Source organism: Fibrobacter sp. UWS1, assembly GCF_002300445.1.
Lineage (GTDB): Bacteria > Fibrobacterota > Fibrobacteria > Fibrobacterales > Fibrobacteraceae > Hallerella > Hallerella intestinalis.
Window position 1 is genome coordinate 1,967,667 of sequence record NZ_NSGW01000001.1, and the last position, 24,493, is coordinate 1,992,159.

Here is a 24,493-nt window from a genome sequence, read left to right on the forward strand (position 1 = left end):
GTATCATAAATTGACTTCTTTAAGTTTTCCTGGCGATGTGATGCCCAGCAGCGACAAGTCGGCCCTTTATGTGATTGGAAAGGGAACTGCGGCATCTTTTGATTTTGCGGGAGTGATGGCGGCGGCTTATCGGGTTTATAAAAAATTGGATGAGGCTTTTGCTGTTCAATGTCTGGAGGCGGCAAAAAAGGCGTATGCTTGGGGAGTGCAAAATCCGGATGCCGCTTTCCATAATCCTTCGGACGTTTCGACGGGGGAATATGGTGACGGCAATTTTGATGATGAAAAACTTTTTGCCGGAACGGAGATTTTTATTTCGACGGGAGACGCTTCTTACAAGCAAAATGTAAATGAAGGCAACGTGCCGAATTGGGGCGACGTGTCTGGACTTGCGATTTATGGCGCGGCGACTCATGAAACGGAAATGGGGAATACGGCGCTTTCGGCAAGGCAAGTCCTTTTGGAAAAAAGCGATGCCTTTGTGGATAGGGCGAATTCCGGTTTTGGCGTTGTCATGGACGAGCGGGATTTTGTGTGGGGTTCCAATGCGGTGGCGGCAAATCAGGGCGTCTGGCTTTTGTATGCTTACTATTTGACGGGCGAGAAGAAATATTACGATGCGGCTCGAAAGGTTTTGGATTATCTGTTGGGCAAGAATCCTTTGAATCTGTCGTTCTTGACGGGATTTGGAACCGTATCGCCGAAGTATCCGCATCACCGTCCGAGCACCGCCGATAAAATTGCGGCCCCTGTGCCGGGAATGCTGGTGGGCGGCCCTCAGCCGGGTGGCGAAGATATCGGGTCGGAAAGTTGGGAATGTTCCGATTATCGGACGGGATTTCCGGCGACGTCTTATGTAGATAACCGCTGCAGCTATGCTTCGAATGAAGTGGCCATCAATTGGAATGCGCCCTTTGCTTATTTGGCTGGCGCTATTGAAGCTTTGAATAGCGGGCATAAGCCGGATTTTGCCGAAGGAAGCACCGCGCTGAAGCCCGTTTTGGCGAATTCAAAAGTAAACAAGCAGTCTGTTCGTCTCTACTTTAACGGAGAAAAAGTCTTTGTGGAAAAGAATGGTAAGCGTTTTGATTTGAAAGGGATGCGCATTCCGTAATCCGCGGATGAAATCGCGCTTTTGCTTGGAAACGGAACGCTTTGGGAATCGGCTTCAAAACCGATTCCGCTCAAAAATTATCCTATATTTTCGGAACATTCGCCGGTATGGAATCGGCGTTTTAAAATGGCGAAGAGGATGATGGAAAACTTTGAATGTGCCGAAAAAGAATGGGATTTAGAGGCGAGTTGCCAAGCGGCGGAGACTTTTGCCGAAAAGGGCGATTTTGAAAATTCCTTTGATTCCGCATTGGACGGTTTGCTGCATTTTAAGCATACCGATACGCATTCCGAAGAATGCTACAATCGTCTGTTGAAATTTTTATTCGCCTCTTCGCAAAAAATTTGTGCATCGACGGATTATGATTCTTCAATAGATCAAATGATCGATGACGCAGAAAAGAAATTCGGGGAAAAATTTCCCGAACCCGAAGAAAACGGGGATGCGTATAAAAGATTGCGGGAACTTGTTCGTTTTGAAATGCGGCATCAAGCGATTCTTTGTGGGAAAGAATATGAAATTTGTTCTACCGAAGAAAATTTTTCCCGGGCTGTGGGCAAATTTCGGGAAGAGCTGAAGCAGATAGTTCCCGAATCCCAGCAGGAAGTTTTAAATTCCATTGGCTACTCGCTTTATTCCGATTTTTTTGATTTTTTTGTACGCGGTTCGTTGGATATGATAGCCGATGCGAAAATTTACAAGTCGAAGAGATTTCGCCCGTTGCAAATTCACGCTATGGGAAAGGAAATTCGGACTTATATCAATGTGGTGGCGCAGCAAAATGCCAAGCCTCAAAAATCGCAGACCGTTTCGGATTGGTTCCGGACGCTTTTCGTTCTGCCGGCATTCCTTTTTAAAAAGCTGTACGCCATCAATATGGTTGAACTGTTTGCTATTTCTGAAGAGCGCGTTGCCGAAGCCGGAAAAATGTTCCGCATCTTTGAAAGAGATTTTGCGGTCTTGGAAGCGGCTGGCGAATATGAAATCTTAAAAGCCTTTTTAACGGAAATGCATCTTGCCGATTGCCTTACCGTTCGCGTCAAGGTGAAAGCCGACGCAGAAAAAATCCGCATCAGTTAAAGTCTGGCGTTTTGACGCTCCTGCCGTTTTCGTTTTAGGCAATGGAGCCGCCAACGGAATTTGTAATAGGCGAATCGAAATTTGTCCGCTATTTTTTGGCGAAGCGGATGTTTGGATTCATTGAGCCAGCGGAGGTCGAAATCGCTGTCGGGAGAACCTTTTTCTCGAATCCACTTTTCATAATCCGTCAAGAGGGCGGTTTCGGCGTTGCCATCCCAAAAAAAATAGGCTTCGCCGCGTGTCCATCTTTTTTGCAGAAGTTTCCGTTTGACAAAGCCGCGCTTGTCGGCGATGAGTTCCGGGTAAGAAAATAGCACGGGACGTTCCGTGTGAATTAACGCTTCCAAGGAAAATCCCAGATCTCGCATGGCCACGCTGAATCCCACTTCTTTTTGGGCGACTGCTTCGTAAAAGCTTTCGCTGTCGGGTTCGTTCAGTAGGCGTTCGCAAAAAGTGCCGATTGCCGAAGCTTTTAAATACAGGAAAAACGATTGCAAATGGGGAGCCATTTCGTCGTTTTCTGTAAGGGAAACGATGTCGGCGGCATTTTTTTCGGCAGCGTGGAATATCTGTACAAAGCGGTTTTGAAAATAGACAATGGAATCGTTGATGAGAACCAGGCGTTCCCATTCTTCCCTGCGGAATTTGGCCGTGTAAGCGATGTAGCGCCGCCACATTCCAAAATCATAGCCGCGGTTTTCTGTAAAGAACAATTCGATTTGATGCGATTTGAAGAAGGCGTGCGCCGAAGCATCCAAGTCGCGGGAATTGGTCAGATACGCCACGGAAAATCCCGTTTGGCAAAGTCCTTCTAGCGCGTAACGGATATATCCCGGAAGGGATTCGCCTGTTTGGTAGGAGGCGTACAGGATTTTGCGCAAAGGGGAGGGCTGGGGCATGGATTAGCGTTTCTTCGTGTGGATTTTTCCGGAATCCCGGCGGGAGTTTCCGAAAGTAGAATTTTTCTTTCGGGTGAATTTTTTCCGCCGCGAATTTTTGCGCTCCGAAAAAGCGTTTTCCCGTTCGTCGAACCCGCTGTTTTTATTTCGGGATTTCCGAGAGCCTTTTTCCGAATTTCGGGAACTCGGCGCGCGGTCGGATTTGCGTTTGTTCGCTTTCCGATCTTTGCCGTAGGCTTCACGGATTTTTTTGCGTTCTCGGGGACGGATGCTTTCGAGTTCGTTTTCGTCGGGCTGCGAAACCAGTCCCAATTCTTCGGCAGCTTCTGCGCGGTCTTTTGTGGGAATTTTGGAGAGGCGACCGTCCGAAATTTTTTCGAGGATGGCAAAATCCGCTTCGCCGCGGACAGGATTGGCCCGAAGCAATCGAACTTTGACTTTGTCTCCACGGGCAAAAGTTTTGCCGCTGCGTTTGCCATAGACGATTCCTTTGTCCGGGTTGAAAACGTAATAGTCGGAACCGGCGATGTCGCGGAATCGCACAAGGCCTTCGGCGCGCGGGTCATCGACGCCAACGTAAACGCCCCATTCCTGAATGCCTGTCACGGTCGCGTCGAAGTCTTCGCCCAAGTGTTTGCGAAGGAGCCATGTCGCGCAGACTTTGAGGGACATTCTTTCTGTCTTTTGATTTTTGACTTCGTTTGCCGAAATTTCGGAGCAGACGGCGACCACGTCCCAGGCGCGTTTGGCGTCGGTTTCTGCGGCGGATTGGCGGGACAATTCACGGTGGCACCAGAGATCGGCGTAACGGCGAATCGGGCTGGTGAAGTGCGCATAGTCTTGCCAGTTAAGAGCGAAGTGTCCAAAGCAGTTGCTGTCGTAATGGGCTTTTTGCATACTGCGAAGAATGCGCACGGTCAGTTCTTCGTCACCTTTGGCGCGTTCGACCAGATGCTGGTATAGTTTAAATACGTCCGGATTCAGGTTGGTGTCCCCACGCCGGGGCTTGCCGAGTTCCCGCAAAGAAATCGGGCTGTCTTTGAACAAGTCCGGCAGCTGGTAATACAGCTCCATAATGTCTTTGGTATCGGGAGCTTCGTGAATCCGATAGACTCCTTGCAAATGGCGGCGTTGCAATTCCTGTGCGCAACAACGGTTTGCAATCAGCATACATTCTTCAATCCAATGGTCGGATTCGTTGCCCTCTCTCGGAACGATTTTTTCGGGTTCGCCGTTCTCGTCGAATTTACAGCCAAGTTCGGTGCTGCCCAGTTCCAAAATTCCAGAGGCTTGCCGGTTTGCTCGCAAAAGATCGGCGACTTCCTGAAGAGCTTTGACGTGTTCGTCTCCGGCTTCCAGACGTTTCACCGCTTCGCCGTAAGTGATGCCTGCCGTAATGTTCACCAGGCTCTTTTTGAATTCAAAAGATTGTACGTTGGCGTCTTTGTCGAGTTCTATCAGGCAGCTGAATGCCAGACGATCCACGCCCTGATGCAAAGAGCAGAGGTCGCTGGAAAGGCGATCGGGAAGCATGGGCACGGCTGTCCACGGCAAATATTGCGTAAAGCTGCGCGTAATCGCTTCGTCGTCGAGCTCGCTGCCTTCGGGAACATAATGGCTGACATCCGCAATGTGCACGCCCAGATGGAATCCGCCATCAGCTCTTTTTTCCACGGAAATGGCATCGTCGTGGTCCATGGCACCGTCCGGGTCGATGCAGAGGATGTACAGGTTCCGCAAATCGAGTCGCCCATTTTTTAAATCCGCTTCGGTCGGTTCTTTCTGCTTGTTCACGAAGTCCATGATGGAATCGGAAAATTTGGACGGAAGCGAAGCGTCCTTCATAAATTGGGCGGTGACATCTTTCCAGGAAAGTTCGCTTTCGGAAGCGGAACGATCGACTTTGGCGAGCATCGAATGTTTTAATTTCGGGTGCGGATAGAGTGTAAACGCAATCGTTTCTCCGTCTTTTCCGGGTGCTTTGCTGCGGTGCGCCATTTCGTAGATTTTTCCGGTTTCTAATTCCGTGACTTGCCACCAGTCTTTTCCGTCGGGACTTAAAACGCCTCGGCGGACGCGGGTTTCTTCGTCCTTTGCAGACGCTTTTCGTCGGCTGGCGGCTGCGGGTCTTTGGCTTTCAAATTCTTCCGCTTCGTTCTTGTCTTTCGGGATTCCTGTTCCCGGCGTGTATTCTTTGCTGCTTGTTCGGGCGAGCGAACCTTCGCTGACCATTTCGGCGAGGAGCTGTTTGAATGCCAATTTTTTGTGCTTGGTAATGCCCATCGCTCTGCGTAGTTGGCTGCCTATCATCGGTTCATCGCGCACGACGGCGATAATCTGTTCTTTAGAGGGCAAATTTTCCATAATGAATCTCCTTACATCCAGAAAATAGGTTAATGCTTGGGCAAAGGCAAAGATTTTCTTGGTGAAAGAAACGGAGAATGGGAGATTTCGAGGATTTATATGGGTTTTGGAAGGGAAACAGGAAAAGTTTCAAACAGTCGTAGTATTCCAGAACTGTTTGGCTTTCGCTAAAATGAAATCAAATACATCGTTAGGATATTTTTTAGAAAAATGCTGTACAGCCCACTTCTAAAAGTTCATTTTCAAAAAATCGGCGGCGACTCATCGCACAGGAGTTCCTAAAAGTGAAGGTGGAGACGACATCTCTCCACACAGGTGTTCGGAAATGGGCTAATAGTGGATAGTTGTTAGTGGTTTCTTCAGGAGAGGCACTATCCACGGAGCCTATGCTTCGACTGTTCTGGAAATCGGCAATTCGCCAGCGAAACTTTCAAAGGCTGGACTCAGAATTTGAGCCTTTTCGACGCAACTCTCTTCAATTCGCCTTGGGGGGCGGAAATGGATTAGTCTTTGATACAGCGGACTATGAATGCGTAATCCAACGAGGCAAGAGGAGAAGAACCTGTAATGATTCGTCGTCTGCTAGTAGGTATGTCGCAATATGCGGTTAATGGAGAAATCTTTTCGCCAATCCAAAAAATTGCATTGTTCTTTTCGCCAACAATTTCGCAATCATTCCGCCTGTCGTGAGCGATATCATCTTCTCCATATTCTAACGCTGTTCGGAATTCGCTTAAACTTGGCAAATGCCAACCTATGGGGCAAGCATTTAACATATTTTTCCATCTATCGGCGACGACGGATCTTTTAAGTTTGTTTTCGCACTTTTGAGGAGTATAGCCCAACAATTGCCCAAATGTTATGCAAAAAGGAAGTTTTTGTACAGCTTTTGTCCATGCGTAACTTAAATCCCCCACCATCCAAACCTGCCCATTGACTTTAAGCGTTAGCATCCTTTTTTCATAAATTTCTTTTTCATGAATATTTATGAATATTAGGAAAATCCAAACCAATATCCAAACCAATATCGCCCAAATACCTATAGGGATGCCCCAGTCACGAGCCATTTCCCAAAATTTTGCTTTAATTTTTTTAATCATCTTCGCCATATTCCTGAATATAAAACCTAGTAAGTTCAATTTTCTCGTGTTTAAAATAAGCGTTTCCTTTGACTTTCTCTTCAAACCAAAAAATAATGAAGAGAACTAGCCCGCCAAAACACAGAGCAAACAAAATTCCAACATTAACTTCAAACCCAAAAGCCGAAGGAAGTTCTCCAAGCCAGTCGTAAAAGAAAATGGTACTTTCATAATAAAAAAGTAAAGCCGCGCAAAACTCTACGATATACCCCGCATAAAGATTCACCTTTGATACGGAACACGTGTCAATCTTATGCGTTTTAAAAAGCGGGCCTGTCACGTAATCTTCCAGCAGGTAGATATGATGTTCCCAATTTTCAAGCCATTGCTTGGAACCTTTTGAAACCAGAACCCAAGCGACGGAAAAGAAAAAACCGAGCCCGGACAGCCCCAGCAAGGAATATGTACCATGGTGACCACCATGAATGGAAACCAGAACGTTGTAATAGGCCACATAGATGGAGATTATAAACGCCCAAAAATATTTGGCACGTTCCCAATAAAGCTTTATTTCAAATTCGCGAGTCTTTGTGGCTTGCTCATAGGCGGCTTTTATCCTGCTCAAATCTTCTTTTGCGTTTGAGGAAAAATCATCCTCGCCCGAATTTTGCGAAACTCCTAGATGGGGCGAACCCATAAATAGTTTCAAATATTCTTCTTTATTAGGAATACTACCAAGAGAACTCTTTTTCATCATTTTGGCAATCCGCTCCATTTGAAAACGCCGTCATAGCGCAAAATTCATCGTTTCTTTTCGTTGAGTTTTCCTTTTTACGATGTAAAGGTAAACAAAAAAAAACATTGTCAAGGGTTTTTTGCCATTTTCTGATTTTTCCCCAAAAAAAATCCTTCTTTCCCGAAAATCGCCTGTTCCCGATGCAGAAAAAGTTCTGACCTGTGCGTTAGAATTCGCGAGCTAACTATATTTGCCGTATGTCTGAATTTTTAGAGTTTCTTCAGGATGTTCCCGTGGTGGGAATCCTTCGCGACATTCCCCAAGGTTCGGAAAGCCTTTGTGCAGAAACCGCTGCGAAGTGCGGACTCAAAGCAATCGAAGTCACTATGAATACGAACAGTGCGGCAGAAATTATTTCGGCGTTGAAATCGGCGGCGAAGCCTTTCGGAATCCGGGTCGGTGCGGGAACGGTGCGCAATATGCGGGATTTGGAGGCGGCATTGGATGCGGGCGCGGAATTCATCGTTTCGCCGAATACGGTAGAGAGTGTGATTCGGACTTGTGCGCAGAGGAATGTGCCGGATATTCCCGGTGCGCTTTCTCCGACGGAGGTGCAGAACGCTTACGATTTCGGCGCGACCTGCGTTAAAATTTTCCCGGTGAATTGCGTCGGTGGCCCTTCCTATATCAAGGCTTTGCGCGGCCCATTCCGCGATATTCCGCTTCTCGCGTGCGGTGGCGTTTCCAAGGAAAATGCTGGCGATTATTTGCGGAGCGGCGCGAATCTGGTCGCGTTCGGGGCGAGCATTTTCAAGCCGGATTTCATGCGGGCAAATGATTGGGAAACGATCGGAAAGAATTTGTCCGAATTTTTGCGAGCGGTAAAAGATCGCTAAAAAAGGCTTCTAAAAATTCATTTCAAAAGTGGCGGTACGCTGCGCAGATTGTCACACCTTTAAATAAACTGCAACGTGACGGGGCCTTGCAAAATTCCTTCTTTTGCGCACAAATTAAAATACAGTTCCAGCGAACGTTTGCGCTCGTCGGTAAATTCGTAGTCCAAAGAATTGTAGTAGGCCTGTAATTGCCCCATGGAAAAAGGGACTTCGTATCGTTTCGTCCAAACGGTGAGTGCGCTTGCCGGGTCGGCGCGGAACGTGGAAATGGATTCCCGGACATTTGAAAGAAAATAGTCCAAAAGCGGGCGTAGTTCGTTGGAGAGCGCGGATTGGTGAACGCTCCATGCGCCAAACACAAAAGGCAAGCCTTGCCACGATTCCCAAAGCTTTGCCAGGTCGTAGCGGAACGGCCATCGGTTTTGAGATTTTTCTAGAAGCGCTTCGTCCCCGATAAGCAGGATGGCGTCCGCATTTTCGGCGGCGTCCACATATTCTGGATGCACTTGTGCGTACTGGGAACAGAGGATTCGAAAAAGCGCTACGGAGGTTCCGCTCTGTCGGGTCAGATAGACTTTCTTGTGGGAAAGATTTTCCAAGGGGAAGCGGGAAAAGAGTTCGACGGAATGCACTTCGAGATTGCAGCTGGTGCAAATATCGGGCACGAGCCGCAAGTTGCACGGATCCTTGGCGTAGGCGATGGACGACGCCGGGGCCAAGTGGATTTCTCCGGACCACAGCTTTTGATTGAGCGCACTTGGGACGCCTTCGACAAATGAAAACGCCTCGAAATGACGATTTTCTTCTAAAAAACGATGAAAAAAGGGGACGCAAACCAAAAAAGGAATTTTTCCGACTCGCAACTTCATGAGAATAATTTAACTTTTTCGCGTATGGCAAAATTTCATGTAAAAAGAACATTGTTTGGTGAAGATCAAAAGAGTCTTGTTTTTCGTGGAAATGTCTTGGACGGCGACGTTCGTCAGGGAATGTCCCTCAAGATTCCGATTACGGACAAGGCCGTTATCGATGTGCAGATTGACGACGTTGTGGAACTCGAATCGCATGAAACCCAAGAAAAACGGACGGGCCTCGTCGCCCGGTTTCTTGAAGAGCCCGAAGCCCTCGACATTGTGGCGGCGTTGAATGTCGCCGACGAAGACGTGGCCGTCGAATAGCCTTAGGCCGCCTTTAAAATTCATTTTCAAAAAATCGGTTGCGTTAGAGTGGCTAGTTGTCAGTGATTAGCGACTAGCCGAAGCATTACCAAAGCGATTTTTAGCGATAGTCTTTAGATTTCCAGAAGCAGGCCGCAGCGGAGATAAATCAAATCCCCGCTTTTTTTCAGATTCTGGTAACCGCTTAAAACCAGAATGGACGAGTAGCGTCCCAGTTTAATATCCAGTCCGCCGCCCACTTTCCAAATCATTTGCGAATCGTCGCCAAAGGCGTATCCAAAATCGAAAGTCGCCACGGGCATGATTATGCTTCCGAACGGTAAGCGCATATAGGCGCTCGCCATCGCTGGAACCAACGAAATGCTTCCGTAACGCTGGTAGTCGAGTCCGAGCCCGATAAAGACCATCTGATCGATGGGATGCCAAAGATGCATGGATGTCGAAAAATGGAATTCCGTAACGTCTTCGGTCCAATTTGACGACCCCACACTGACATCCGCGGTCAGAGCTTTTGCCGGGGATGCAGAAAGCAACATGAAGGACAGGACTGTCGGAAGAATCAGGGCGAGAGTCTGTGGCGTTTTGGAGGATGTGGGCGAAGGCGTTTCTTCGTCGCCGCGGGCTTCGCGTTGCCAGCCGCCGCCGTGTTCCTTTGCAAACGAAAGAACGCTGCCTTTGAGCATGGCGAAGTTCATCAGCAGAAAATAGTAGGCGCTGCTGGAAATTTTAAAACCGGCGATGATGAAGAAGAGCAAAGCCAGCCCGAAAGTTGCAAAGTAGATGGGCTTTTGTGTTGTCAAAAGAATGGAGTTCAGGATGAGGATGGCGATGGCGATATGCGGGGTCAGCCAGCGGAGAAGTTTATGCGAAGCGAACAGATATGCTGTTACGGGATGGAGCGGGTTAAGGAGCGGCAAATAGGAATGGAGGTAGTTGAAATTCGCGCGCCCGATGCGGACCTTGCGGCGATATTCGCCAATGCCTTCTTTTGAAGTTTGTTCGGTTCCGATGGCGCTGGGGTCGAAGGTGCAAAAAAATCCTTTTTGCAAAACCTTGACAGCAATAAAGAAGTCGTCCATGACGCTTTTCTTGGTGGGTAGCGGGGTGAACAGGGAATTGCGGATGGCGTAAAGGGCACCGTTGCCGCCTACGAGCCTGTCCAGAATCCCTTCAAATTTTTTGATTTCAGATTCCAGATCCCAGTAGCTGCGTTCGCCGGAGCCGAGAGGACTTCCGCTCTGGTCGGTCAAAATCAAGTGCCCGCAGACGCAGCCGATTTTCGGATCGCAGAACGGCGCGACGAGCTTGCGCACCACGTTTGGGAAAAACATCGTGTTGGCGTCGCAGAATACCAGAATTTCACCTTTGGCCAGGTTCTGTAAACGGTTGAGCATGGCGGCTTTGCCCGCATTTTTGGGGGCTTTGACCAGCGTGATGCCTTTGTCCGCATAGCGGGATACGATTTCGGCAGTTTTGTCTGCGGAACCGTCGTCGCCGATGAGGATTTCAAGTTTGTCCTTGGGATAATCCAATTCCAAAAAATTTTGGATTTTCTTTTCTATCACGCTTTCTTCGTTGTATGCCGAAACCAGGATTGAAACTTTGGGCAGCTCCCTTTTCTCGGTTGTCTTGCGGTTCTTCCGGTAAAAAATCTCGCTTAAAAAGGGAAGCGTTACAGGAAACAGCACATAGCAATGCACCAGCAAAAAAAGCAGAATCCAAAAAGCGATTTCCAGAGGGGAAAAATTCATTTGGCTATCCATTCCTTTTCCTTTGACAGGAATTGCATTAAGAGCATTCGCATCTCGTCGGCATCCAGGCCTTTAGAATAGGTCAGAATCGAAAGTCCGTTTGGCGCGATCAGCACATACGAGGGAACCGCTTGCAGATTCCACACGTCAAAAAAACAGCGTTCCACGGGCAGGCGCAGAGTGTCGCATAAAATCGTGTCCTGGGAGTTTTGTTTGATGCGCACCGGGTGAAAGCGGGTGTTTAGCAATGTGGCGACGCCTTTGTCCCGATAGGTTGTCTTGTCCATTTCGCGGCAGGGAAGGCACCAGTCGGCGACAATATCGACGAATACCATTTTGTGATCCCGTTTTGCTTCGGCGAGGGCTTGGGAGTAATTTTCCCAATGTGTGGAATCGGTCGGCGTCTTGGCAAAGGACAGCCCGCACAGAATAAGACAAAGGCAAATCGCGTTTTTCATTTTTTGGCCTTTTGGGGAAGCGTGTTTGCTTTGGGCTGCGGAGTGACTGCGCCGGCGAGAACCGCGATGGAATCCACATAGACCAAAACCGATTCCTGAAAGGGTTCCCACAAATCGGAGTTGCTCTGGATTTGTTCTGCAATGGAATCGAACCTGTTGGCGGTGTAGCCGTAACGTTCCAAAATCTGAACCCGGGCGATGCGTCCTTCGGGAGAAGTTTCGCCAAATTCTCGCTCGGCAATTCTCAAGTCGCCATAGAGACGAACAAATTCCGCGGGGACGGAAATGTTTTCGGAGCAGGCCGTCGCTAAAACGGCCAGCGTCCCGAAAAGGATTTTATTCCTTAAAGAGGCCATCGACGTATTCCGCCTTTTTAAAGGGCACGAGCTGGTCGATGCGTTCTCCCATTCCAACCCAAAGAATCGGGACTTTGAGCGAGCTGGCGATCGAAAGGACGGAGCCGCCGTGCGCCGTGCCATCCAATTTCGTAACGATGAGTCCCGTCAACGGAAAACTCCGGTTGAAAATTTTCGCCTGATTGATGGCGTTCTGACCGGTATTGCCGTCTATCACGAGAAGCATGTCGTGCGGGTACGCGACATCCTGTTTTTTGAGAACGCGGACGATTTTGGCGAGTTCCTCCATCAGGTAGTCTTTGTTTTGCAGGCGGCCCGCCGTATCGATGAATACGATGTCGCAACCGCGGGCTTTGGCCGCTGCGCAAGCGTCAAAGGCGACCGCAGCCGGATCGGAACCTTCGGCGTGGTGCACAAATTCGGCTCCGGAACGCTCCGCCCAAACCTGCAACTGTTCTATCGCCGCGGCTCGGAAAGTGTCGGCTGCGGCAATCATCACCTTGTGCCCTTCATCTGCAAATTTCTTGGCGAGCTTTCCGATGGTCGTCGTTTTGCCCGCTCCGTTCACGCCGATAACTAAAATCACGTGAGGCTTGCCTTTGAATGCAAACGGCGGCGGATCGATTAAAAAGCGTTCCGCTTCTGCCCGCAAAATGTTGAGCACCTCTTCTTGGGAAAGCGATTTGCCAAGAGCCTCTTCGCGGAGGGCGTCGGTCAAAACGAATGCGGCACTTGTCCCCACGTCCGCTTTAATCAGGCGCTCTTCCAAATCTTCGAGCATTTCGTCGGTGACTTTGCCTTTGCCGGTGATGCCTTTAAGTTCTCCGAGAATGGCTTCGCGGGTTTTGGCAAGTCCGCTTTTGATGGCCGAAAAAAATCCCATTAGAAGACGCTCTTTACTTCATCGACAAGTCCGTAGGCCTTTGCCTCTTCTGCCGACATAAAATTATCGCGTTCGGTATCCCTGTCCACTTCTTCGCTGGATTTTCCGGTGGTTTGGGCGATGATTCCCGTTGTAATGGAGCGGATGCGGAGCATTTCTTCGGCTTGGATTTTGATATCGCTTGCCGGTCCCTCCATTTGTCCTTGAATCAGCGGCTGGTGAATCATGATGCGCGCCGACGGCCAGGCGTAGCGTTTGCCCTTTGCGCCCGCGGTTAAAAGAACTGCACCCATGGAAGCCGCTTGTCCACAGCACACTGTGACCACGTCGCTCTGGATGGCGTTCATGCAGTCGTAAATGGCGAGCCCGCTGGAAATGACACCGCCGGGACTGTTGATATAAAATGTGATGTCGTCGTGGGAAAGCGAATCCAGATACATCATCTGCTTTACGATTCGGGTGGCGCTTTCGTCATCTACGGGAGCCCAAAGGAAAATTTTGCGGTTGTTGGCAAAGAATTCTTCGGCTTTTTTCATAAAGTCGGGAGTCTGTTCTTTTTCTGGATTTTGCTCGTTTTTTTTAGCGGCGTTCATCAAAAACTCCATAGGGAAAATGGTTTTGGGGACAATTTAGAAATTTTTCGACCGCGGTAAAATTTGACATAAGCCCCCGTCGTGATTTCAGGCTCTTTCTCGGTCACTGTCCGGGTGCCGTTGACGCGGAGCTTTTGCTGTAACTCGGCGGAATCGTTTGCCGCTTCGTATGGATAGACGCAGGAAAGCTGCAAATTGTTGACGGAGCATCCGTTGTTGTAATCTACAAGTTCGCCGTTTTGCGTCAAGCATCGGGAGACAAAATATGCGGAATCCGAGATGCAGTCGTTGCTCCAATATCCGCCAGAAAGAAGCCAACCGACAAAGTCCTTGCCCGAGTTCGCCGATTTCAAAAGCCGATAGGTGAATGTCGCCGAGCCGCCCGCACGATCCGTGGAACCTTGAATTGCCCTGTCCTGAAAATATGCGGCGACAAAAATTCTCGTCGAATCAAAAAGAATCGTCCGCTCCGTTGAAAAGTTGTAACTCGTTTTCGAAGCCGAAGAAATCGTGCCTTCAATCGGATCGACGTAATCCCGAATGGTCGTATCGATGGGAACGATGCCGTAAGATGCGGAACTTGATGAAAGTTCCGTTGAGGAATTTTCGTTCGGCTTTTCCGCGCCCGAGGGCGAAGTCTCCGAAGTGCAGGCCGTGATAGAAATCATCGCGAAAATGGCGAGCAGTTTGAAAATGTTCATAGAAACCTCCAAAATCAGTTCACTTTTAAAAAGTTATATCCCAAAATTACATTATCCGCTTTTGCATTACGGACACGCTTGATAAGGGAATTATATACGATCTTCCACCAAATACTCTCAATTAAAAATTTTTTCAAAGTGTGAACATCTTTTTCGCAAAGTGGAACTCTTTTTTTTCAATACAGGAATTTCTTTTTCACAAGGAAAATTTCTTCTCGCATACTGCGAGGTGCTCGCTTACGCCCATGAGCCTTGGAAGCTCCGCTTCCTTTAGGCGAATTGTGCAAAGCCCCATGAGTCTTGGGAACTTGTTCCCTTAGACGAATTGTGCAAAGCCGAAGCAATCTGTGCTGGCACCTCGTCGTTGCGAGGAGCGTAGCGACGTGGCAATCTTGTCAGCGGGAAAGGATTGCTTCACCCCTCCGGGTTTCGCAATGACGGTCGCTTTCAAATATGACTGATTTTCTCCTTGGTGGGTACGCAATGACGAATACTACTAGTCTCCTCGAAGATAATGCCTGCAAGCAAGCTTGCGGCGCAACATTCGCCTTGCACGCTTTTGCGAAGGCTCCCTTCCAGGGACAATTCGTCTAAAAGAGTAAAACTCTTAAGACTTATGGGCAGCCCCTTTTCCCTTCACCCTATCCCCCGCCACGCTTGGCGGTGGGAAATTTTAAATTCTGGGGCGGAATTGGATATTGCGCCATAGCGAGAAGGGGAAACTTCTTCACTTTGTTTTGCTAAATTCTTTTTAAATTCAATAAAATAAGCATCTTCTTGTAATAGTTTTCCATTCAGCCAAAATTTTTTTCTCGACCATTTGACGAAATTTCATATCGTCCACTAAACCCCGTTTTATATAAATGATTCAGATTTTCATAATCAACGACAACTTTTATTTTTTGCGGAGTTTGTTTAGACACGTAGGAAATGGAATCTTTGATCGCGCGTCCCAAAGCATCTCTTTTCACCGTTTTTCTTATGGAGTTGGTTGTTTTTTCCGGGAACCATGCGGGATTACATTGACGCGAATCGTCCGTTCGCTCCGGGAGAATCTGCCATTGTTGATTCGGCGGGAATTGCCGCAGCTCCGCAAAATATTCTCAACCAAAGATACATAGAGAAGAGCGAAGAGGTGGTTCTATTTTTGGACTTGGCGACTTTCCATCGTAAGCTGCTAAATCAAGAGACGCGGCTTCGCCATAACGGGAACCTAAATCATACAAAGTTCTATTGGCAGCAGCATTTGATACTCTCGTTAAGATCCATTGCTCATTCCTTCGTTTACACTCTGTAAAATAACTTAAAGCCGAGCATTTCGTTCAAAAAGTTTATCAGCTCGAAATCGCGCGATTGCAAGAAAAGCGGTGTTATTCCGGGTCGGAAATGGAGCGTATTCAAGCCTTCCCGGTCGGCCACATTGACTTCAAATTACGAAAAATGTATATTGAGGTGTTGCAAGGAGGTCTTTATGAATTACGCACTCCTAGAAAAAAAATTGAAATTACTCCCGCAATCGGCTCTTGACGAGATCGATTCCTATGTGGACTACATTTTTTTCAAGTTTGCCTCGGAGGAAAGCTCAAAGTCCGTTTCCCAGAAGAAAGGCTTTGGGTGTCTTAAGGACATTCCCTGCAAAATGGCTCCCGACTTTGACGAACCGCTCGAAGAGTTCGCGGAGTATATGTAATGTATCTTTTAGACACGCATGCAATTATCTGGTACGTTTCCGGAAACATCGAGTTGTCCGCGAAAGCCCGCCAGTTAATGGATTCTCGCAAGTGCTTTTTTAGTTATGCTTCTCTTTGGGAAATCGCGATAAAGCAAGCGAAAGGAACTCTTGAATTCAACATCAGCATTCCTGAATTGAGAAATGTTTTAGAAAACGAATGCTTCGCTTATCTCCCGCCAACGGAATACGATGCAGAAAGGTTAAAAAAGTTGCCTGACATCCACAAAGATCCGTTTGATAGATTCATTATCGCTCAAGCAATTGAAAACGATTTGACGATAATAACGCGAGACACAAAAATTCCGCTTTACGAAGTAAAAACGACCTGGTAAAATAATTTCCACACAAAAAAGGCGTTCCACAGGGAACGCCTTTTCAATGCTTTTAGATCCTTCTCCCCGCAGGGAGGCTTGGCTCACTAAGGGCTGTTCGGACCTTCGGTTGGTTCGGCATCCCCGTCAAGCGAGGACAGACGCTCGCCAACCTGCTCAGGGACCTTTATTTCACCACGATGTTCACAAGCTTGCCCGGCACGACAATGGACTTCACGACGGTTTTGCCAGCCATGAACTCCTTCACTCTTTCGTTTTCAAGAGCGAGCTTTTCGAGGGCGGCCTTGTCCATGTCTTTGGCGACTTGCGCTTTGGCGCGGACTTTTCCGTTTACCTGGAAAACGACTTCCACGGAGGATTCTTCGGCTTTGGAAGCGTCGGCTTTGGGCCAGGGCGCATAGGCCATCGATTCTTTGTGTCCGAGCACTTGCCACATTTCTTCGGCGAGGTGCGGTGCGAACGGTTGCAAGAGAAGGGCAAATACTTCGCAGGATTCGCGGTAGCGATCGGCGGATTTGAGAAGTTCGTTGTTGAAAATCATGAGTTGGCTTATCGCGGTGTTGAAGCTCATGTTCTCGATGTCGCTCGTGACCTTGATGACCGTCTGGTGCATGACCTTTTCGATTGCTTCCGGAAGGCCGGTTGCTGAGCCTGCCGAAGCATCGTCAACGTAAACCGGATCGGCATCGTCGTCGCCCACCACGGAGCGCCAGGCGCGGCCGAGGCCGTGAGCCACATAGCCTCATGCGTTAAGCTGAGGCGGTGGCGAGAGTGAGGCGTAAGCCGAACAGTCTGTGTAGCCAGCGGCATCTTCGTAAGCAAATGCGAGGATCATGCCCTGGTTGAAGAGTTTCTGGAACGGTTCGTCGGTAGAGACGAGGCCGAGGTCGAACAAGACGTTGACGCCTGCGGCGTCCGTGGCTACGGCTCAGCCATAAAAATATGCGAGCATATTTTTGCGGCGTTCGCCTTGCCACTTTTGTGCCAGAAGCGGCTGTAGAGCAGGTGGAGCACGGCGTGTTCGGCACCGCCCACGTAGAGGTCCACAGGCATCCAGTACTTTTCAAGTTCCTTTGCCACAAATGCATCGCCATTGCAGGCGTCGATATAACGGAGGTAGTACCAACAAGAACCCGCCCATTGCGGCATGGTGTTCGTTTCGCGGATACCCTTGCGGCCGTTCTTGTCGGTCACCTGGAGCCATTCGGTGGCGTTGGCGAGCGGGGACTGTCCGCCGTCACCCGGCTTGTAGTTTTGCAGATCCGGTAACGTTACTGGCAGTTGGTCATCGTCAACGGTAGAGATTTCGCCGTCTTCCCAGTGGATAATCGGGAAAAACCCGCAAGGCAAGTGCAGCGGGGCCGTTTGCGGACCCATTGCCGAACTGAGGAGGTTTCTGCAACGGTTCGCCCCTTTGCATTTGGGCGTTTCCCACTGGCGTGGGTCGGGCTATATTTTAGGGGTCGCCACCTTCGCTTCGCTCGCCGCCCGCCTCCTAAAACCGAGTCCATGGTCTCAGCCCCAAGGGGTCACTATTCCTAACGCGAAAGCGAACATCAAAACGTACTATGACAATTCCTTGAAATCAAAGACAAAATCATCATTATTCGCAGAAAGCCATCGAAGATAATTTATGTCAAATCCAGCAATTTCCTTGATGCTTTGCCCTTTGTATTTCCCATAGGTCAACACATCTTCTGAATGAAGGGGCTTAATGCTTTTATTCCTTTCCTCCATCACTTCATCCATATCAAAAAAGATGTGTTCCGCATTTTCTTTAGCCCACTTTACCCACCCCCAATCAGAGCGGATAACTTCGGCCAAAGTCTTTCCCTTATGCTTGCCGATTTCCAAGACATCGTTTACGCCATAAATTTTTGTAGGCTCAGCCGTCGCTTCTCCCAGAATATCAAGAAGCACCCATGAACCACAAGCGGCACACGGAATTCCCTGCGGCTCGGTATCACTCATTTTGCACCAACTTTGCTCGGGGTTGTTTTCCGTAGCATCCGCACGTTCTCCATTCCTGAAATAGAATCCATAAGCGTAACCGTACTTTCCGCCTTTACCACCAGGCTTTACCTCATGGACTTCAACGAACTGCGACCGATACCAATCGGAAACCCGACCATCAGGAAAGCGCTGCGCACGGAACGGCAACGCTCTACCGCTATTGTAATAGATAGAGATAAGGCTATTGCGTAGGCCCTTTTGATTGATTGTTTTTATGAGTTTGGATTTATCCATATATATCAAAGGACCTTTTCTACATATGCATCAAAAGTTTTTACAAGTCCTTCTAAAAAAGTAATGCATTTGGACAAATCATCTTTCTTTACAATGTGAGGTTGCGGATTTGTCGAAACACCTTTTGCATGGTGCACAATCTCACCACGCAAGGCAATCCATTTGTTCAATTGTTCTCGCGATTTAGCTGGCTCATAATTACTCCATTTCCAGCCTTCCGTAACATCTTCAATTCCCAAGAAATCCTTGTATAATTTCTTTGTTTTGTCGGATGTCGGCGTATTGAATCGTTTTAATTCTTCATCTAATTTCTTTTGGAAAAAATCTCCTAGCGAGCATCCTTTTATCAACTTCATCTGCAGCGACAAGGACTCCGTCAAGCGATCCTCCACGTATGTTTCCCATGCCGTAAAAGCCATGACAAGTCCGGCACGTTTCAACACCTCAGCATTTTCAGGATTTGATTTACTCTGTTTGTCAAACATATCTAAAAGATTCTTTGAATCTTGGATGGATACATTAAATTTTTCTAGGGATTTAGACATAGGCTTTCTCTTTTTTCATAAATTCTTTACTTTACCGCATTTATCGTATCGCCGCCATGCTTGGTGACACGTGGGCGAATCGATATTTTCACAGGCCTTTGCGTAAACATTCTATCCGTAGCCTTATTCGCCCACAAGAAAGCTTCACCAGATGTAAGCGAAGACATTGCCATAGGCGTCAGAGTTTGCAAAGCGGTAATAGCTTTTTGAACATGTTTTACCCACGCAGGCGAACTAAACTTGTGCATTATGACAATAGAGCTCAGCTCAATAATTTCGCTTGGCAAGCTCATCGGATCCTGACTAGCAATCATAATCGAAACGCCTTTATGCCTCATTTCACGAATTGCGGTAGTAATAGAACCGACAAGATCTTTATCGTTCATGTATTTATGAGCTTCATCAAAAACAATGAACTTGTTAAACTGTTTGCCGTCAATATCTTTAACACTTGCAAAGATATTGAGCATCACAACAAACAATCCCAAAGCTTCATTTTTTTCAATAAATTCATCACGCAAATCCACAATAATCAAGCGACCGGGACGCATATATTTTTTTAGCGAGCAATCATTCAAAATATAATCTTCTGCAAATTTCAATTTTTGCAAAGCCAAATTCTTTTGAGAATTTGACAGGAATGCATTCTGATTAACACCCATCCTAATGTTTGTTAACGTCATATCATAGCGACACGCTTTCATTATTTGCTTCAATTCTTTCACATACGTAGATTCATTACCTATAGCTCCAAGCAGGAACATCCAATCGGCAACATTTAATTCCGAGGCAGCAAATCCAATTGGCGCAATTTCAATATCAGGATATTCACTCTTTCTCTTTTCAACTTGACTATTGGGAGTAAGGAGTAAAACATCTTTTACAGATCCAGCTTCGGCACCATATTCTTGTTTTAAGCGAGCAAGTTGTCTTGCATCATCATTTGGATAAGCCATCGATGTAAATTCCGGAGCATAATCCATACTTTCACTATAATGGAATATAACGCTCGCAAGAGGCGCCGGAAGTTTATTTACTTTACTAAACTGTTTCAATGTCATTTCTGCAACAGTTCCAATTGTATAACTTTTTCCTGCACCCTGAACGCCGAACAAACTGACGGTGTTGCATTCGTTCAAATCAATACCGATTATTCGTTTGTTATCTACAGTTTTTCCAATAACGCCATATTGCGGAGTGTCCGTATCTATTTTTCCAATTAGGACATCACAAACAGGCGATTCATAATTACCATCAACATTTCCCTGTACTTTCTCATCACTAGATTTTTCTTCCTTAGGCAAATTATCAACAACAGGTTTTGATCCCGCTGCAGGGTTTTCCTGAATATCCTGCGGTGGAATTTCTGGTTTAACAGGCTCATCCTCTAAAGTTACAGATTCCGGTTCATTCGGAGTAGAATCCGAAGGAACTTCAGTTACAACCGTGTCGACATTCTCATCGTTCCCTTCGACATTTTCAACATCATCAAACTCAGACTCTTCCCGATGTTCTTCCGGCAAATCACCGCCATCTCGTAAAGTCCTAATTCGCACAATAGAATCTTTACGATTCGGTTCAAATGCATCACAGAATTCCTTATCGTTATCAAGTTGTTTCAAGCGTTCCGTATTCAAGGTTGCATTATCACCCAGGATTTCTCCAATAACAGATTCACCCATCGTGAAAATGCAACTATCACCTTCAAAGCATTTCTTTTGGCGTTCATGCTGGCTAAAGTTATAGATTACACCAATTTGCTTGAACTTCAAATTGTAATCAAGTTTTTCCAATTCCGACAAGAACATCAGGTATTCTTCTGCAACAATCGGATCTAATTGGGCATAGCGTTGAGACCTCTTGATATAGAAACTCAACAAATCAACTAATTCCAAAATTTGCAGTTTTCTATCCAATCTTTCAGGACTTCCATCCAATGGTTTGCCGAAACGTTGTTGCAATGCAGACACAGTATTGATGAGTTGGGCCTGAATCTTACACTTCAAGTCATTTTCTTCGCTTTCACTCAGAGATTTTCTACACTTTATTTCAACAACGGTAAATACAATTTCCTTAGATTCAACATCAATATTCACAAGCAAGTTGTCAGCGCGTTCGCGATCACCTGTATCAAGATCTGCGAACAGTTCCTGATGTAAATCAATCGGGATAATAAAAGCCTCGTTCAACAAACCTTTCTTCTTCAGGAACCGCTTTGTCAGGGTCGTCCCTAAAACTTCAAAAGCCTTATTTTTCGTCGTTCCTGCTTGCATTATGAGAGAACTGCTAACAGTTCTTACATCTTCAAGTAATTCCAAGAACTGTTCATTGCCAGACAAATCAATTCCATACTCGCTAAACATTGGCTTCATTAGCCCCTCAATTTCACTTGTAGGTTTAGAAGTCAAGAAAGCTGATGTTCCTGCGGATTCTTGTCCTGGAATATAATCCAGCAAATAAGGAATCTTTTGATTTTCTCCCGAATTTGACGGAAGGTCAAAGAACTCAGGCCCCATATTTTTATCGAATGTCACCACCCAATCAGAAACATCGTGAACCAAATTAAGGAGAACACGGTCGGATTCCTTCAAAACTAATGTTGTCGTAGGCAACGAACTGTCTATGGTATTAGACATTATCTTACCCACCAAATTTTGAATGTTTTTCAACAAATCAACTTCTGTGTTAGCAAATTCCTCTACAGGATTCGGCAAGATTTTTTCAGATATATAGCGATACCACGTGGAGTCGCCACCATTTTCCTCATACGCAATTACGCTACGGCAAATCAAGGAATTCAAGTAGAAAGATCGATCTAATTTATTGGGTCGCACCAAAGATGATTGAATCTGGAACGGATTTATCAAGAACGAAATATGGGCTTGATAATGGTTTGGGTCTTGAATAAATTGCTGCGTATCATTCAAGGAAAAACGTATTTTTGGAAAAAGTCGATTACGCGATGCTTGCGAAAAGGCCTCTGCACCTTCGGCGACATTGGATTCCGGATTTATAAGTTCTCGAAGAGCGCTTCCAGATTTTATCAAATTCGACTCTGAAAAGATTCTTATTTCATAAGTCAATGCAGAGTTTTTCAATTCAATTGACTTCAATGCATTTACAAAAGAAATCGCATCACCCGCATTGAACAAGTTCAGAACCAATTTTTTCGCATAAGGATGCGATTTGGCAAATCGGTTGATGTATTTTTCCACCAATTCAGCACTAACATCGCTGTCAATAATCTTATCGCTGGAGATATTGAGCAAGGACGATGTATAAGCCTTTATTTGCCTTGCATCAGAAGACAAAGACTTATCCTTGCTTATTGCGGGGCGAGAATAAATTCCCCATCCAAATGTTATTTCACCAATATATTGATACGGGTCTTGCAACTTTTCATCAGCCAAGATTAATGGAGCTACATCCATTTTCAATTTGCCATAGAAAAGCTGGTCCAGTTTTTTTGTCCAAGATTTCCGGTATGCATCAAACTCTTTTGTACTGTTTTCCCAATTTTGGAATAAGCTCCAAAGATTCACCATCCAACCCAAACGAAGTGGATGCAAAGGCGAAATAAGGCAAACATCAGTGTAAGTCCCGTTAGGAAGTTTCACCTCCAATTTAACCATATCAATAAACTGAACGGCAACAGAGTCACTTTCCGAAAGATTCTGAGCCGACAAATCAGCCAACCAGGAATTATATTCCGCCAAATAATTTATAATCAAGTCTTGGTTATTTGCAATATCAAATGTTTCAAGCAAGCCAGAATCTTCTTTTGCCGACTGCGAAATAACCTCAAACAATTCAGACCTTAATTTTTTTAATTCGACTGGAATTTTATCTTGTGGCAGAGCATTGAAACGTAAACTTTGCAACTTCACATCAGTTATATTAGCACCAACCGTTGCGTTAATATATCCAAACGAATTTCGATTCTTTAAAAATGATGTTTCTACAGCAATAAGTTTCTTTGGTAGCTGTATCTGGAAAGCAAACTTAGATGACAAATCAAACTGGAAAATGTCATTCAAGGAACCATGCTGCCAACCATTTTTCGGTTCATCGTATTCATCCAGTTCAATTTCTTTATCGCTCACTAACAGCGACACTCGTTGACGAATAAACCCCTGCAAGAATGTGTTGACTTTTGCCCTTTTTTCAACTTCTTCAGACTCTTCAAGTTCGTCAGAAGATACGGCATTATTTATTGTAAACACAACTGTTTCATTACAATAGGCGGCTTGATTATCCAATCGAAATTGTTCTTTTGATTTGTTCGGATTTTCAGCCTTTTCTTCTTCCCATTTACTTTGTTTTTCTTCATCCTTAAAATCATTGTCAACATTAAGCACAACATCATTTTCGTCAATAGCATTGACACGAAGCATGTAATCGCCCGATTCGTACGCTTCATTTTCGATATTGACAGACATTTTTCGTTTAGCACTTTTTCTGTTGGCTCCAAGTTTCGCTTTTTTAAGCGTATCCACCAACGTAAAGTCTTCTCGCCTTATCAAGCATATCTCAAACGCCATAATGTCTGGGTTTTGTGCTGGAGCCGGATCAACAACAACTGTAAAAGAGATTTTCCCTTTTTTCTTTCCATCCTTAATATTCAGCACCAAATTTCCAGAGGGATCTTTTATTAATTCCTCGCCATCTTTTTTACCAGGTGTCAGGTCAGCATAGACTTTAACATTTTTCTTGTTTACAGCAACAGTGAGATAGCTTTTCCATCTGGAGAAATTAAGCTTAGGATATTTCTCATAAATTCTTTTGCAAAGTTCAATGCTGTCACGAACATCTTTTTCTTTTGTCAAGAAATCAATAACTTCGTTTTGTATAGAATCTGGGCTTAAAGGAAGTTTATTGACACGATCCAGCTCTGTTAGAGAAAAGTCACAAAGAAGAGATGTGCACATCTCAAAATTCAACTTGAAATAACGCTTCAAGTCCTGTTCATTTTTTGCCAAATCCGAATCAGGAATCATTCCCATGAATTGGATACCATTGCCCCACGATTCAAGAGAATAATTTTCGGAATTAACAAAAAGTAAATAGTTTACCAAATTGCTTAAATCATCCGATGCAAATAGTTTAAATTCAGCAAAAGCGTTAAAAAAAATCTGGAACAAATGTGTTTTATCTTGGGGAATTTTGGAAAGCAAAAAGGCAAAGAACTCTTTCTGTAAATCCGACACAGACAATTCCTGAAACGCCGCACCATAGGAATCTTCAGCAGATGTTGAACTATCCGATGGAATCAGGGCAAGAATTGCATCAGGGCTTTCATTTCTGAGTTCAATCAATTTCGAAGCATGGACATAATCATCACCCGAAAGTGAATCCGAAAGAATAAACGTCTTGACAGACGGATTTATTTTTCGCAGCGGAGCAATTATCCTTTGAAGTTTGTCAAGCGACAAACCCGTAATTTTCATTCGGTGTCCCGGCTTAACTTCTTTAATACTTTTCTCATAACGCGAAACAACGAATCCGAGAAACTTGTCGTAATACAATTCCTGAATACTCATGACAACACC

24 protein-coding genes are annotated in these 24,493 nt (G+C 46.0%); 7 read left to right on the plus strand and 17 right to left on the minus strand.

What is annotated here, in order from left to right; genetic code table 11:
- Window positions 1–10: 10 nt before the first annotated feature.
- Both BGX14_RS08565 and BGX14_RS08570 read left to right on the plus strand, forming a co-directional pair.
- The gene (locus BGX14_RS08565; RefSeq protein WP_233126458.1) at window positions 11–1,114 is read left to right on the plus strand and encodes a glycoside hydrolase family 9 protein; all 1,104 of its coding nucleotides are present in this window, start codon (window positions 11–13) and stop codon (window positions 1,112–1,114) included.
- A gap of 138 nt (window positions 1,115–1,252) precedes the next feature.
- The gene (locus BGX14_RS08570) at window positions 1,253–2,194 is read left to right on the plus strand and encodes a hypothetical protein (protein ID WP_143394199.1); all 942 of its coding nucleotides are present in this window, start codon (window positions 1,253–1,255) and stop codon (window positions 2,192–2,194) included.
- Here the strand turns inward: BGX14_RS08570 and BGX14_RS08575 are convergent.
- The 4 genes from BGX14_RS08575 to BGX14_RS08590 all read right to left on the minus strand — a co-directional run bounded on the left by BGX14_RS08575 (window position 2,191) and on the right by BGX14_RS08590 (window position 7,293).
- Window positions 2,191–3,093: a rhamnan synthesis F family protein gene (locus BGX14_RS08575; RefSeq protein ID WP_095879621.1), complete on the minus strand. Its 903-nt coding sequence runs from the start codon at window positions 3,091–3,093 to the stop codon at window positions 2,191–2,193. The two genes, BGX14_RS08570 and BGX14_RS08575, sit on opposite strands and share 4 nt — an antisense overlap.
- 3 nt (window positions 3,094–3,096) lie before the next feature.
- Complete coding sequence (locus tag BGX14_RS08580; RefSeq protein ID WP_233126459.1) at window positions 3,097–5,457, minus strand: ribonuclease R family protein; 2,361 nt, start codon at window positions 5,455–5,457, stop codon at window positions 3,097–3,099.
- A gap of 503 nt (window positions 5,458–5,960) precedes the next feature.
- Window positions 5,961–6,566 (minus strand): hypothetical protein, encoded by a 606-nt coding sequence (locus BGX14_RS08585; protein WP_095879623.1) that lies wholly within the window; start codon window positions 6,564–6,566, stop codon window positions 5,961–5,963.
- Window positions 6,550–7,293 carry a hypothetical protein gene (locus BGX14_RS08590; RefSeq protein ID WP_143394200.1) on the minus strand — a complete coding sequence of 248 codons (744 nt, stop codon included), beginning with the start codon at window positions 7,291–7,293 and terminating at the stop codon, window positions 6,550–6,552. Before BGX14_RS08590 ends, BGX14_RS08585 begins: the two co-directional genes overlap by 17 nt.
- A 236-nt stretch (window positions 7,294–7,529) precedes the next feature.
- On the opposite strand from BGX14_RS08590, the gene BGX14_RS08595 reads away from it, so the two are divergent.
- Window positions 7,530–8,168, plus strand: a complete 639-nt coding sequence (locus BGX14_RS08595) for a bifunctional 4-hydroxy-2-oxoglutarate aldolase/2-dehydro-3-deoxy-phosphogluconate aldolase (protein ID WP_095879625.1) — start codon at window positions 7,530–7,532, stop codon at window positions 8,166–8,168.
- Between the two features lie 59 nt (window positions 8,169–8,227).
- On the opposite strand, the gene BGX14_RS08600 is transcribed toward BGX14_RS08595, so the two are convergent.
- Window positions 8,228–9,037: a menaquinone biosynthetic enzyme MqnA/MqnD family protein gene (locus BGX14_RS08600; RefSeq protein WP_073304728.1), complete on the minus strand. Its 810-nt coding sequence runs from the start codon at window positions 9,035–9,037 to the stop codon at window positions 8,228–8,230.
- A gap of 24 nt (window positions 9,038–9,061) precedes the next feature.
- Here BGX14_RS08600 and BGX14_RS08605 point away from each other — a divergent pair, with 24 nt between their 5' ends.
- A complete protein-coding gene (locus tag BGX14_RS08605; protein ID WP_073304730.1) occupies window positions 9,062–9,346 on the plus strand; it encodes a hypothetical protein in 285 nt (94 codons plus the stop codon).
- A gap of 113 nt (window positions 9,347–9,459) precedes the next feature.
- Here the strand turns inward: BGX14_RS08605 and BGX14_RS08610 are convergent, their stop codons facing one another.
- The 7 genes from BGX14_RS08610 to BGX14_RS16285 form a co-directional block, all read right to left on the minus strand.
- Entirely contained in the window at window positions 9,460–11,109 is a 1,650-nt protein-coding gene (locus BGX14_RS08610; RefSeq protein ID WP_233126460.1) for a glycosyltransferase family 2 protein, read from the minus strand.
- Entirely contained in the window at window positions 11,094–11,555 is a 462-nt protein-coding gene (locus BGX14_RS08615) for a thioredoxin family protein (protein ID WP_073304732.1), read from the minus strand. The genes BGX14_RS08610 and BGX14_RS08615 overlap by 16 nt, the downstream gene beginning before the upstream one ends.
- Window positions 11,552–11,911 carry a hypothetical protein gene (locus tag BGX14_RS08620; protein WP_095879627.1) on the minus strand — a complete coding sequence of 120 codons (360 nt, stop codon included), beginning with the start codon at window positions 11,909–11,911 and terminating at the stop codon, window positions 11,552–11,554. Before BGX14_RS08620 ends, BGX14_RS08615 begins: the two co-directional genes overlap by 4 nt.
- Window positions 11,892–12,794, minus strand: coding sequence for a signal recognition particle-docking protein FtsY (gene ftsY, locus BGX14_RS08625; RefSeq protein WP_095879628.1), 903 nt, complete (start codon window positions 12,792–12,794; stop codon window positions 11,892–11,894). The genes BGX14_RS08620 and ftsY overlap by 20 nt, the downstream gene beginning before the upstream one ends.
- Window positions 12,794–13,399 (minus strand): ClpP family protease, encoded by a 606-nt coding sequence (locus BGX14_RS08630; RefSeq protein ID WP_233126461.1) that lies wholly within the window; start codon window positions 13,397–13,399, stop codon window positions 12,794–12,796. The genes ftsY and BGX14_RS08630 overlap by 1 nt, the downstream gene beginning before the upstream one ends.
- Entirely contained in the window at window positions 13,387–14,088 is a 702-nt protein-coding gene (locus BGX14_RS08635) for a hypothetical protein (protein WP_095879629.1), read from the minus strand. The genes BGX14_RS08630 and BGX14_RS08635 overlap by 13 nt, the downstream gene beginning before the upstream one ends.
- 794 nt (window positions 14,089–14,882) lie before the next feature.
- Window positions 14,883–15,011 (minus strand): hypothetical protein, encoded by a 129-nt coding sequence (locus BGX14_RS16285; protein ID WP_255404493.1) that lies wholly within the window; start codon window positions 15,009–15,011, stop codon window positions 14,883–14,885.
- A gap of 86 nt (window positions 15,012–15,097) precedes the next feature.
- Here BGX14_RS16285 and BGX14_RS08640 point away from each other — a divergent pair, with 86 nt between their 5' ends.
- The 3 genes from BGX14_RS08640 (at window position 15,098) to BGX14_RS08650 (ending at window position 16,152) form a co-directional block, all read left to right on the plus strand.
- Entirely contained in the window at window positions 15,098–15,385 is a 288-nt protein-coding gene (locus BGX14_RS08640) for a hypothetical protein (RefSeq protein WP_073304742.1), read from the plus strand.
- A gap of 174 nt (window positions 15,386–15,559) precedes the next feature.
- Window positions 15,560–15,778: a DUF2281 domain-containing protein gene (locus tag BGX14_RS08645; protein ID WP_073304744.1), complete on the plus strand. Its 219-nt coding sequence runs from the start codon at window positions 15,560–15,562 to the stop codon at window positions 15,776–15,778.
- Window positions 15,778–16,152, plus strand: coding sequence for a type II toxin-antitoxin system VapC family toxin (locus BGX14_RS08650; RefSeq protein ID WP_095879630.1), 375 nt, complete (start codon window positions 15,778–15,780; stop codon window positions 16,150–16,152). The genes BGX14_RS08645 and BGX14_RS08650 overlap by 1 nt, the downstream gene beginning before the upstream one ends.
- A gap of 166 nt (window positions 16,153–16,318) precedes the next feature.
- Here BGX14_RS08650 and BGX14_RS16110 read toward each other — a convergent pair whose 3' ends face one another.
- The 5 genes from BGX14_RS16110 to BGX14_RS08670 all read right to left on the minus strand — a co-directional run bounded on the left by BGX14_RS16110 (window position 16,319) and on the right by BGX14_RS08670 (window position 24,484).
- The gene (locus BGX14_RS16110; protein WP_233126462.1) at window positions 16,319–16,888 is read right to left on the minus strand and encodes a class I tRNA ligase family protein; all 570 of its coding nucleotides are present in this window, start codon (window positions 16,886–16,888) and stop codon (window positions 16,319–16,321) included.
- 185 nt (window positions 16,889–17,073) lie between these two features.
- Window positions 17,074–17,529 (minus strand): hypothetical protein, encoded by a 456-nt coding sequence (locus BGX14_RS16115; RefSeq protein ID WP_233126463.1) that lies wholly within the window; start codon window positions 17,527–17,529, stop codon window positions 17,074–17,076.
- A gap of 189 nt (window positions 17,530–17,718) precedes the next feature.
- Window positions 17,719–18,399 (minus strand): hypothetical protein, encoded by a 681-nt coding sequence (locus BGX14_RS08660; RefSeq protein WP_095879631.1) that lies wholly within the window; start codon window positions 18,397–18,399, stop codon window positions 17,719–17,721.
- 5 nt (window positions 18,400–18,404) lie between these two features.
- Window positions 18,405–18,944 carry a HEPN domain-containing protein gene (locus BGX14_RS08665; RefSeq protein ID WP_088637352.1) on the minus strand — a complete coding sequence of 180 codons (540 nt, stop codon included), beginning with the start codon at window positions 18,942–18,944 and terminating at the stop codon, window positions 18,405–18,407.
- A gap of 26 nt (window positions 18,945–18,970) precedes the next feature.
- Window positions 18,971–24,484 (minus strand): ATP-binding protein, encoded by a 5,514-nt coding sequence (locus tag BGX14_RS08670; RefSeq protein WP_095879632.1) that lies wholly within the window; start codon window positions 24,482–24,484, stop codon window positions 18,971–18,973.
- Window positions 24,485–24,493 lie beyond the last annotated feature (9 nt).

Bases quoted from the DNA above. Each gene is read 5' to 3' on its own strand.
- BGX14_RS08660 (WP_095879631.1), bottom strand. From the start codon at position 18,399: ATGGATAAATCCAAACTCATAAAAACAATCAATCAAAAGGGCCTACGC.
- BGX14_RS08600 (WP_073304728.1), bottom strand. From the start codon at position 9,037: ATGAAGTTGCGAGTCGGAAAAATTCCTTTTTTGGTTTGCGTCCCCTTT.
- BGX14_RS08645 (WP_073304744.1), top strand. From the start codon at position 15,560: ATGAATTACGCACTCCTAGAAAAAAAATTGAAATTACTCCCGCAATCG.
- BGX14_RS08595 (WP_095879625.1), top strand. From the start codon at position 7,530: ATGTCTGAATTTTTAGAGTTTCTTCAGGATGTTCCCGTGGTGGGAATC.
- BGX14_RS08620 (WP_095879627.1), bottom strand. From the start codon at position 11,911: ATGGCCTCTTTAAGGAATAAAATCCTTTTCGGGACGCTGGCCGTTTTA.
- BGX14_RS08665 (WP_088637352.1), bottom strand. From the start codon at position 18,944: ATGTCTAAATCCCTAGAAAAATTTAATGTATCCATCCAAGATTCAAAG.
- BGX14_RS08670 (WP_095879632.1), bottom strand. From the start codon at position 24,484: ATGAGTATTCAGGAATTGTATTACGACAAGTTTCTCGGATTCGTTGTT.
- BGX14_RS08630 (WP_233126461.1), bottom strand. From the start codon at position 13,399: ATGGAGTTTTTGATGAACGCCGCTAAAAAAAACGAGCAAAATCCAGAA.
- BGX14_RS08580 (WP_233126459.1), bottom strand. From the start codon at position 5,457: ATGGAAAATTTGCCCTCTAAAGAACAGATTATCGCCGTCGTGCGCGAT.
- BGX14_RS08570 (WP_143394199.1), top strand. From the start codon at position 1,253: ATGATGGAAAACTTTGAATGTGCCGAAAAAGAATGGGATTTAGAGGCG.
- BGX14_RS08640 (WP_073304742.1), top strand. From the start codon at position 15,098: ATGCGGGATTACATTGACGCGAATCGTCCGTTCGCTCCGGGAGAATCT.
- BGX14_RS08585 (WP_095879623.1), bottom strand. From the start codon at position 6,566: ATGGCGAAGATGATTAAAAAAATTAAAGCAAAATTTTGGGAAATGGCT.
- BGX14_RS08590 (WP_143394200.1), bottom strand. From the start codon at position 7,293: ATGATGAAAAAGAGTTCTCTTGGTAGTATTCCTAATAAAGAAGAATAT.
- BGX14_RS08610 (WP_233126460.1), bottom strand. From the start codon at position 11,109: ATGGATAGCCAAATGAATTTTTCCCCTCTGGAAATCGCTTTTTGGATT.
- BGX14_RS08615 (WP_073304732.1), bottom strand. From the start codon at position 11,555: ATGAAAAACGCGATTTGCCTTTGTCTTATTCTGTGCGGGCTGTCCTTT.
- BGX14_RS08650 (WP_095879630.1), top strand. From the start codon at position 15,778: ATGTATCTTTTAGACACGCATGCAATTATCTGGTACGTTTCCGGAAAC.
- BGX14_RS16115 (WP_233126463.1), bottom strand. From the start codon at position 17,529: ATGGGTCCGCAAACGGCCCCGCTGCACTTGCCTTGCGGGTTTTTCCCG.
- ftsY (WP_095879628.1), bottom strand. From the start codon at position 12,794: ATGGGATTTTTTTCGGCCATCAAAAGCGGACTTGCCAAAACCCGCGAA.
- BGX14_RS08575 (WP_095879621.1), bottom strand. From the start codon at position 3,093: ATGCCCCAGCCCTCCCCTTTGCGCAAAATCCTGTACGCCTCCTACCAA.
- BGX14_RS08605 (WP_073304730.1), top strand. From the start codon at position 9,062: ATGGCAAAATTTCATGTAAAAAGAACATTGTTTGGTGAAGATCAAAAG.
- BGX14_RS08635 (WP_095879629.1), bottom strand. From the start codon at position 14,088: ATGAACATTTTCAAACTGCTCGCCATTTTCGCGATGATTTCTATCACG.